Source organism: Candidatus Tectomicrobia bacterium (genome assembly GCA_016192135.1).
In the GTDB taxonomy this organism is placed as follows: Bacteria; UBA8248; UBA8248; order UBA8248; family UBA8248; genus 2-12-FULL-69-37.
The window spans coordinates 40,657-50,009 of record JACPUR010000031.1; the positions used below are offsets into that span (position 1 = coordinate 40,657).

Sequence of the window (9,353 nt, forward strand, 5' to 3'; positions counted from 1 at the left end):
ACACTTTACTCCACCGGTTCTGGGTCCTCCCCGGAGGGGGAGGGAAAAACAGAAGTGCGCCCGGCGCGTGTTATCCTGCCTTCCAGTCTGTCATGCCCAGGAGGCCATTCCTTGCGCCCACCGAGCCTCGCCCGCGCCCTCCTCCTGGCCGCCCTCCTCGCCGCGGGCTGCTCGGGCGGCGGGGAAGCCACCCCGGCCGGGACGATGAGCTCGCCGCGCCACGGGCATACGTCCACCCCGCTCCCGGACGGCCGGGTGCTCATCGCCGCCGGGCTGACCAAGACCTCCCCCCTCGGCACCATGGAGATATTCGACCCGGCGAAGGGCGCCTTCCAGGCCCTGGCGGCCCCCTTCCGCCCCCGCGGATGGCACGGCGCCACCCTGCTCCCGGACGGCCGGGTGCTGCTCTCGGGCGGCTGGGCCGGCCCCGGCACCGCCCTGCGGGACGCCGTGATCCTCCGCCCCGGCGGCGGGGCGGCCCTCGTCCCGCTGGTCCAGGGCCGCTACGACCACACCGCCACCCTCCTCGGGGACGGCACCGTCCTCCTCGCCGGGGGCAACGACGGACGGAGCGAGCAGCGCTCGGTGGAGATACTGGATCCGCGCGAGGGAAAATCCGCCCCCGCCGCGCGGCCCCTCCTCGTCCCCCGCCAGCAGCACGCGGCGGCGCTCCTCCCGGGAGGGGAGGTCCTCCTGACGGGCGGGGCCCAGGGGGAGGGCGCGCGCCTGGCCGAGATCTACCTGCCCGCCGAGCGCCGCACCCGCCTGGCCCGCAGCCTGGCCTCCTCCCCGCGCAGCCGCCACACCGCCACGCCCCTCGCGGACGGCCGGGTGCTCATCGCGGGCGGGCTCGGCCCCGAACTCACCCTGGCCACCGCCGAGATCTACGACCCCAAGACCGGGAGCTTCCTCCCCGTGAAAGCCCCCATGAAGAAGGCGCGCCAGCAGCACACCGCGACCCGGCTCCCGGACGGCCGCGTGCTCCTCCTCGGGGGCTGGGGCGGGGACGGCCAGACCCTCGATGACGGCGAGGTGTTTGACCCCGAGGGCGCCTGCTTCGCCGCCCTGCCCGTCCACCTCAACGCCCGGCGAAGGCACCACGCGGCGGCCCTTCTGCGGGACGGCGGGGTGCTCGCCTCGGGGGGAGCCACCGAGAGCGAGGTGCTCGCCACGGCCGAGATCGTCCGCCTCCCGCCCCGCAAGCCGGGCGGGGGATGCTGAGGGGGTCCTCCCTTCCGGCGCGCGGCTGGTAGGGGCGTATTGCCATACGCCCCTACAGGCGGAACGCCGGCTAGGTCCCTGTTCGTCCGTAGGAGCGGGTCTCAGACCCGCCCTCGTGCGGTCCATGCCAACGATCCCCCTCCCCCTCCGGGGGAGGGCCGGGGTGGGGGAAGAGCCTCAGAAGCGCGCACCCTCCCCCCTCGGGCCCATGCGGGCCCGACCTCCCGGAGGGAGGGGGACAAGCAGAGCGAGGGGCGGGTCTCAGACCCTCCCCTACGGATACATTCGTCGACAAATCTCCGGGGGAGAATCCATGAAGCGCGCCGAGCGCCAGCGGGACGGGCAGCAGTGGATCTACGACTACATCCTCAAGACGACGGGACGCCCCGTCCACCACGAGATGGACGGCCGCATGATGCCCGGGCCGGTCCGCAGCATCCGCATGGCCTCCAAGCACCTGGCGCGGGGGGCCGAGAACGCGGAGCGCCTCGCCCGGGCGGCGGAGGCGAGGGGGGAGCGCCACACCGCCCGCCGCCTCTACCGCGTGGCCTCCGAGCGCTTCCGGGAGGCGCAGCACTTCACCATCCCCATCATCTGCCCCCGCCGGTGGGAGCTCCTCGCCCGGGCGAGAGAGTGCGCGGCGCGCCTCCATGCCCTCTCGGACTACCCCATCGAGCGGGTGGAGATCCCCTTCGAGGGGAAGTCCATCCCCGCCCTCCTGCACCTGCTGCCGGACCGCCGCCGGGCGCCCGTGATGATCTTCTACCCCGGGATGGACAACACGAAGGAGAACTACCCCAACCCGCTCGACAACGAGTTCGCCGAGCGCGGCATCCACGTCCTCACCATCGACGGGCCGGGCCAGGGCGAGGCCCTCGAGCGTGGCATCCTCGTCACCCCCGACAACCACGCCGCCGTGGCGCGCAAGGCGGTGGACTTCCTGCTGACGCGCCCCGAAGTGGACGGCGGGAGGATCGGCATCAGCGGCCGCAGCTTCGGCACCTTCTGGTCCATGCGGGCCGCGGCGGAGGACCCCCGCCTCGCCCTCGTGGCGGGCTCGGTCGCCTGCTACTACTGGGACCGGCTCACCATCTTCGACGAGGCCCCCATCCGCTTCAAGCAGGTCTTCATGGCGATGGCCGGGATGGAGGACGAAGCCGCCTTCGACCGCACGTGCGAGGCCTACACCCTGAAGGGCCACGCCGGGCGGGTGAGGTGCCCCGTCCTCATGGCGGCGGGGGAGTTCGACCCCCTGAACCCCATCGAGGACGTCGAGGCCGTCTTCGAGGCCCTGGCCGGTCCCAAGGAGATGTGGATCTTCGAGGACGAGTTCCACCCCATCAACCATCTGGAGGCGCTGGCGGGGGTGTGGACCTTCCAATTCGTGGCGGACTGGGTGCGGCGGGCCTTCGACGGGAAGATCCCGCCCGGCCACAAGCGCAAGGCCTACATCCGCAAGAGCGGGGAGGGGATGTATTAGGGGGATATGGACGGGCGACCCGTGTCCGTAGGGGCGAGGCATGCCTCGCCCCTACGGATGGATTGCGCCGGTGGCGGTTCCGTAGGGGCGAACCTCGTGTTCGCCCCGCCCCCGGGTAAACATAAAGGGGCGATGACAAGCATCGCCCCTACAGACCATCAGGCGCCCTTGGATGCCTACCGCGCGGGGCGCTCCCGGCACACGCAGACGATGGCCACGAGCTCTCCCTCGCCGCGCATGAAGGGAGAGAAGACCGCGCTGACCGGCAGCTTCTCGCCGTCCTTCCGGAGGGCATGGCCCTCGATGCGCGCGACCTTCCCCTCGCGCAGGTCCTCCAGCACGGCGGGCCCGGCGGTCCCCCCCTTCGCCGATCCATCCGCCGCGGCGAGTATCTCGCGGAAATCCCGGCCGGAAACCTCCTCCTGCATATAGCCGAACAGGTTCTCCGCGCCGAGGTTCCACATGAGGATCTCGCGGCCCGGGCTCATGAAGACGACGGCCTCCGTACCCTCGTCCAAAAGGCTCTGGAAGAGCCCGATGGGCCGCCGGATCTCGTCCTGGAGGTCCCGCTGGACCGTGATGTCGCGGACGATCTCGATGTACATGGGCTCCTCGCTGCCCGGCACGTCCAGCCGCGTGATGGACAGCTCGATCGGGAAAACCGAGCCGTCCTTGCGGACGGCCTCGAACTCGCGCCGCACGCTGGAGGTCGCGTGCTGGTAGCGGGAGAGGAAATCCGCGTGCTTGGGACGGTCCGGCTCCGCGATCAGCATGCTCACGTCGCGGCCGATGACCTCCCCGGCCTCCCAGCCGAAGACCCTCTCCAGCGAGCGGCCCGCCTGCTGGATGATGCTGCGCGGGTCGGTGACGACGATCGGGTCGCGGGCCGCGTCGAAGACCGCCCGGAGCTGGAGGATGGCCGATTTCAGGCCCGCCTCCGTCCGCCGGCTGTCGGTCACGTCGACCAGGTACACCCGGATGCGCTGGGATTCGCCGGGGCCCGCGGAGAACGGAACCCCCTCGAGGCGGGCCCAGAAGAACCCCCCGGCCGGCCGGCGGAACCGGATCTCGCAGCTCTGCTTGATCTGCGTCTCCACGAGCCGCGACCGCCAGAGGTGGAAGGCGTCCTGGTCTTCCCGGACGATGAAGTCCGAGAGGCTCGCACCGATGAGATCGCTCCGGTTCGCCCCGAGCTGGACGGCCGCGGTCAGGCTCGCCTCGCGCACGATTCGCCGCTCGTCCAGCGTCAGGAGGCCGGCGGGGGCGAAATCGTAGAGCTGGCGGGCCCGGTCGCGCGCCTCCTCTAGGTCGGTCTGCGCCCGCCGCAATTCCTCGTTCTGCATCTCGAGCTCCACCTGATGCACTTGAAGCTCGTGCGCGAGAGCTTCAAGCTTGCCCGGCGACATGCGGGAGAGTTCCGTGCGGGTCTTCCGGAGGAGGTCCTCGGCGCGGCGGCGGAGGTTCTGAAGGACTGGATGGCGGTCGTCGGGACTCACGGCCTGGCGCCTCAGCGGGTTCTCATGTTCGTGTTAGCAGGTTCTCAGGTTCGTGTTTTCATCGTCACTTTTCGTGACGCAGGCAATGCCCCCACCAGCTACCATATCCCGATCAGGAAAGACAGGCATCGCGCAAGGCCACAGAATTCGTCTCAAATTTTCCCTCATTCCGGGCGGGCAAATCCATTACTCCCCTCCGGTGGCATCCTCGAAGGCCAGGAGGATGAGGGGCTTTCCGCCGCCGCTCATGCGGCGCGCGTTCAGGAGGAAACGCCTGCGCCCGATCTCGGGAAACTCGTGCTCCACCTCGAAATCATTGAAGGCGGCGCTGTTCGTCAGAATTTCATTGAGGAGGCGGCGGAGATCCGGGATGTCCCACTCCCCGCCCGCCAGCTCGTAGACGAGTTTCCCCCCGGCCCGCTCCGGCCCGCCCCGGAACACGCGGAAGAAGGACTGGTTCGCCGAGACGACCCGAAGGTCCCCGTCGAGCACCAGCATGGGCTCCCGCACGGTGTCCACGATGCTGCGGGCGAAGGCGAGGGCGTCTTGCGTCTCCCGGATCTCCTCGACGTTCATGAAGGTCAGCACCACCCCGGCGATGACGTTCTCCACGGTGCGGTAGGGGAGGATGCGGACCCGGCAGCGGTCCCCCGCGTGGGTTCGGACCTCCATTTCCTTCATGGCCAGCGTCCGCAGCACCTCGGCGCTCTCGGCGACCAGGTCGGCGTCCCGCAGGTTGACCGTCAGGTCCCTAATGGGGCGCCCGGCGTCGGAGGGGATCAGGCGCACGAACTTGTCCACCTCCCGCGTATAGCGCTGGATGCGGAGGCCCTCGTCGAGGAAGACGGCCGCGATTCCGGTGCTGTCCAGGAGGTTCTGCATGTCGGCGTGGGACTGGGTCAGCTCATGGACCTTGACCTCCAGCTCGGAGTTGACCGTCTGGAGCTCCTCGTTGAGGGACTGAAGCTCCTCCCGCGAGGTCTCCAGCTCCTCGTTCGTGCTCTGGAGCTCCTCGTTCGTGGAGTGCAGCTCCTCGTTCGTGGACTTAAGCTCCTCGTTCGAGGTCTCCAGCTCCTCGATGGTGGTCTTCAGGGTTTCCTGGGTGCGCCGGAGCTCTTCCTCGAGCTCCATCTCCGCCGCCCGGCGCGCCTTCCCGCCTTTTCCCTCCGGCCCGCCGGGGGGAGGCGCCGGGGGCGCCTTCAGGAAACTGACCATGAACAGGCCCCGCACCGCCTCCGGCTCGTCGAGCGGCTTCACCGAGAGGTCGAGGTGCAACTCGCCGCCGTTCGCCTTGACGCCGATGCCGCGGCGCAAGACGTCCTTTTTCATGGCGGCGGCCCGCCGGAGGGCCGCCGACAGATCGCGGCGAAGCCCTTCTCTCGCCATTTCGATGGCGTTGAAGTTCGGGGCGCCCGACGCGGGCTCCAGGAACTCGCCGGTCCGGCCGTGGATGAACTCGATCTTCCCGTCCTCGCTCACGATCGCGCACGGAGGGGCGTAGCGGTCCAGCAGGAGAGCCTCCACGGCGGCGGCGATGTTTCCCGCCTTCGGCCGTTCCTCCGTTCCATCCTCCCGCGGCTTCTTCCTCGATAAGGAAATGGGAAAATCGATCTGGTGGCGGGCGGAGGCGGAGCCCGGCTTCCGCCGGAAGATTTTCCACCTCGAGTCCGCCGCCTCGAACGAGTCCTCCATCTCGCCCACCGTCTCCGCCGGCCCGATGAAAAGGATCCCGCCCGGGTTCAGGGCGTAGTGGAACAATGGGAGCAGGCGCTTCTGAAGGTCCGCGTCGAGGTAGATGAGCACATTGCGGCAGGAGAGGATGTCGAGCCGGGTGAAGGGCGGGTCCCTGGTGATGTTCTGGTCGGCGAAGATGACCATGTCCCGTATCTCCTTCGAGATGCGGTAATGGCTGTCCTGCTTGGCGAAGAACCGCTTTATCCGCTCCTCGCCGACGTCGGCCGCGATGCCCTCGGGGTAGACGCCGGCCCGGCCGGCATTGACGGCGTCCCCGTCCAGGTCGGTCGCGAATATCTGGACGTTGTGCCTTCTCTTGCTCTCCTCCAGGTACTCGCGCAGGAGCATGGCGAGAGAATACGCCTCCTCGCCGGTGGCGCAGCCGGGCACCCACACGCGCACGTCCATCCCTTCCGGCTTGCCGTCGAAGAGCCGGGGCAGGCCGTTCCTGTAGAGACTCTCGAAGGCCGGCGGGTCGCGGAAGAAGTTGGTGACGTTGATGAGCATCTCCTTGAACAGGAGGTCGATCTCGTGAGGATTCTCCTGCATGAAGCGGATGTAGTAATCCATCTCTTCTAGCTGATGGACGGCCATCCTCCGGTCGATGCGCCGGTGCAGCGTCGACGCCTTGTAACAGGAGAAGTCGTGGCCGGTGCGGTTCCGGAGGAGCGTGAATATCCGGCGCATGTCTGAGGGCAGCTTCCTCGGCTCCTCCGGCCCTTTCTTTCCCTTGCCCGGCCCGGACGGCCGCCGCATGAAAGTTTCCGCGTAAAGGACCAGCCGCCGGGGCATCTCCTCCGGCGGCAGGACGAAGTCCGCCAGCCCCGTCCCGATGGCGCTCTTGGGCATCCCGGCGTACTTGGCGGTGTCCGGCTTCTGGGCCATCACCATGCCGGACTCGGCCTTGATGGCCCGGATGCCGAGGGTGCCGTCCGTCCCGGTGCCCGAGAGGATGACCCCCACCGCGCGGTTCTTCTGGGTTTCGGCGAGGGAGCGGAAGAAGCGGTCGATGGGCAGGCGGGGATACTCCTCGGTTTCGCGCTTCTTGGCGCGGAGGACGCCCTTCCCGAGGCTGAGGTACATCCCCGGCAAGCCGACGAACACCGTATCCCACTCGAGCCGGGCCCCGTCCCGGGCCTCCGCCACCCGCATTCGCGTCCGCTTGGAGAGGATATCGGGCAGGAGGCTCACGTGGCCCGGGTGGTGGTGCATCACCACGATGAAGCACATCCCGGTGTCCGCGGGCGTCGCGCGGAGGAATTCCTCGACCGCCTCGAGCCCGCCCGCCGAGGCCCCGATGCCGACCACGAGGGAGGGCCCGCCGGCGGTCTCGGACATGCCGGAGCGCTTCCGCTTCGAGGCCTCCCTGGAGGTGATGCCGCCTCCGGCCTCCCGGCTCGCGACCCCGGGCGGACCGGCGGAGGGTCTTTTCCTGGGCGCCTGACGCTTGGCGGGGGATTCCCTGGAGGCGGGCTTCCTGGCCCCGGCGGCGGCTCTTTTCTTCCGGGGAGGCATCGGAGGCTCCCTCCAGAGGGAGGATTCCCATGCGGCCTTCGCCAGGGCAGCGAGGCGGCCGGGCTAGGATGCGCGAGAAGGCGGGCACCCGCGGCGGATGCGGGCCATCCTACCACACCCTTCCCACCCCCGAAAGCAAGCCCTCCCGGATTTCAAACCCCTTGATTTCATGGGACGGACTCGGTTACTTTGGTGCCCGGACCTGAGGCGGCCGCCCTGGGCGGAGACCCGGCCCGCCCCGGGCATAGTCCACCGCCGCCAGCCACGCCGCCGGCTCGGCGGCCCAACCATAAGGCAGCGGCCCCGCCTCCCGTTTGCAGGAGCGGTCCAGGCTTTGGACAAACCGGTCGCACTGGCGGAGCTGTTCCGCCGCGCGGGGGTCGCGCCTCTCACCAGCGTTCCGGACAGCCTGACGGTGAACGGCGTGGTCGAGTCCTCCGCGGACGCCCTCCCGGGCGCGCTCTTCGTCGCCCGCAAGGGGGAAACCCACGACGGCCACCGCTTCCTCGCCGACGCGGCCCGCCGGGGCGCCTCGGCCGCCGTGGTGGAGAGGGCGCCCGCCTCCCCGCCCGCCTCCCCATCGTGCGGGTCGCGAACAGCCGCGAGGCGCTGGGGCGGCTCTGCGCCGCCTTCCACGGCTTCCCCTCGGAGAAGCTCCTCCTCATCGGCGTGACCGGCACCGACGGCAAGACCACCACCACCCACCTCACCGCGCACGTGCTGCGGGCGGGGGGGCGCCGGACGGCCGTCATCAGCTCGGTCGGGAGCGAGATCGACGGCGGGCACTACACCACCGGGAACACGACGCCTCCCCCGCCCCTCCTCCAGCGGCTCCTGGCCGAGGCGGCGGCGCGCGGGAACGAGGCGGTGGTGATGGAGGTGTCCTCCCACTCGGTGGTGCAGCACCGCCTGGAGGGCTGCCGCTTCCGGGGCGGGGTGCTCACCAACGTGGCGGCCGACCACCTGGAGCTCCACGCCTCGCTCAAGGACTACCGCGCGGCGAAGAAGCGCTTCTTCCAGCACTACGTGGCGGCGGAGGGGCAGGACGACCCCTTCCAGGCGATCAACATGGACGACGCGGTCGGGCGGAGCCTGCGCTCCCTCAAGGGCGTCCGCACCCACATCTACGGCCTGGCGCCGGGCTGCCCGGTGCGGGCCGAGGAGATATCCTCGGCCAAGCGGCGCATCCAGTTCCGGCTCGTCACCCCCCAGGGGAGCGTGCGGGTGGCCCTCGCGCTGACGGGCACCTACAACGTGACCAACGCCCTCGCCGCCGCCTCGGCGGGCCTGGCCTGCGGGGTGCCGCTCGAGGGCATCCGCGAGGGGCTGGAGTCGTTCGGGGGGGTGCCGGGGCGCTTCGCCTACGTGGAGTGCGGCCTGCCCTTCGACGTGGTCATCGACTACGCCCACACGCCCCAGGCGGTTCGGACGGTGGCGGAGGAGGGCCGGCGCCTCACGGCGGGGCGGCTCATCGCCGTCTTCAGCGCCCCCGGCGGGCGGTGGGTCCAGAAGCGGGCTGAGATGGGCCGGCTCGTCGGGGAGCGCGCGGACTACGCCGTGGTGACGACCGACAACCCGGGGCACGAGGACCCGGGCGACATCGCCCGCGAGATCGTCCGGGGCCTCAAGCGCCGGGCGCCCGCCGAGGGCTACGCCGTCGAGCTCGACCGGGCGCGCGCCATCGAGGCCGCCCTGGAGGCGGCGCGGCCGGGCGACCTCGTGCTGCTCATGGGCAAGGGGCACGAGGAATACCAGATCATCGGGGACAGGCGCGTGCCCTTCAGCGAGCGCGAGACCGTCCTCCGCTACGCCGAGCACTGGAAGAGGCGCTCCCTGCGGGAGGCCGCGCTGAAGGATTAGCGCCGGGCCCGCGCTCCTCAATAAATTTCAGTTTCCCGCCGCATCCC

The 9,353-nt window shown here is 70.2% G+C and carries 6 protein-coding genes; 4 read left to right on the forward strand and 2 right to left on the reverse strand.

Going from position 1 to position 9,353, the window contains the following annotated elements; translation table 11 throughout:
• Window positions 1–111: 111 nt before the first annotated feature.
• The gene (locus tag HYZ11_13160; protein ID MBI3128547.1) at window positions 112–1,221 is read left to right on the forward strand and encodes a hypothetical protein; all 1,110 of its coding nucleotides are present in this window, start codon (window positions 112–114) and stop codon (window positions 1,219–1,221) included.
• A gap of 313 nt (window positions 1,222–1,534) precedes the next feature.
• On the forward strand, window positions 1,535–2,701 hold the full coding sequence (locus HYZ11_13165) for an alpha/beta hydrolase (GenBank protein ID MBI3128548.1): 1,167 nt from the start codon (window positions 1,535–1,537) through the stop codon (window positions 2,699–2,701).
• A gap of 176 nt (window positions 2,702–2,877) precedes the next feature.
• On the opposite strand, the gene HYZ11_13170 is transcribed toward HYZ11_13165, so the two are convergent.
• Both HYZ11_13170 and HYZ11_13175 read right to left on the reverse strand, forming a co-directional pair.
• Window positions 2,878–4,197: a PAS domain S-box protein gene (locus tag HYZ11_13170; protein ID MBI3128549.1), complete on the reverse strand. Its 1,320-nt coding sequence runs from the start codon at window positions 4,195–4,197 to the stop codon at window positions 2,878–2,880.
• 186 nt (window positions 4,198–4,383) lie between these two features.
• The gene (locus tag HYZ11_13175) at window positions 4,384–7,269 is read right to left on the reverse strand and encodes a PAS domain-containing protein (GenBank protein MBI3128550.1); all 2,886 of its coding nucleotides are present in this window, start codon (window positions 7,267–7,269) and stop codon (window positions 4,384–4,386) included.
• 511 nt (window positions 7,270–7,780) lie between these two features.
• Between HYZ11_13175 and HYZ11_13180 the strand changes: the two genes are divergently transcribed.
• Window positions 7,781–8,119 carry a hypothetical protein gene (locus HYZ11_13180; GenBank protein ID MBI3128551.1) on the forward strand — a complete coding sequence of 113 codons (339 nt, stop codon included), beginning with the start codon at window positions 7,781–7,783 and terminating at the stop codon, window positions 8,117–8,119.
• Entirely contained in the window at window positions 8,029–9,306 is a 1,278-nt protein-coding gene (locus tag HYZ11_13185) for a UDP-N-acetylmuramoyl-L-alanyl-D-glutamate--2,6-diaminopimelate ligase (protein MBI3128552.1), read from the forward strand. The genes HYZ11_13180 and HYZ11_13185 overlap by 91 nt, the downstream gene beginning before the upstream one ends.
• The last annotated feature ends 47 nt before the right edge of the window (window positions 9,307–9,353 follow it).

Bases quoted from the DNA above. Each gene is read 5' to 3' on its own strand.
- HYZ11_13165 (MBI3128548.1), top strand. From the start codon at position 1,535: ATGAAGCGCGCCGAGCGCCAGCGGGACGGGCAGCAGTGGATCTACGAC.
- HYZ11_13175 (MBI3128550.1), bottom strand. From the start codon at position 7,269: ATGTCCGAGACCGCCGGCGGGCCCTCCCTCGTGGTCGGCATCGGGGCC.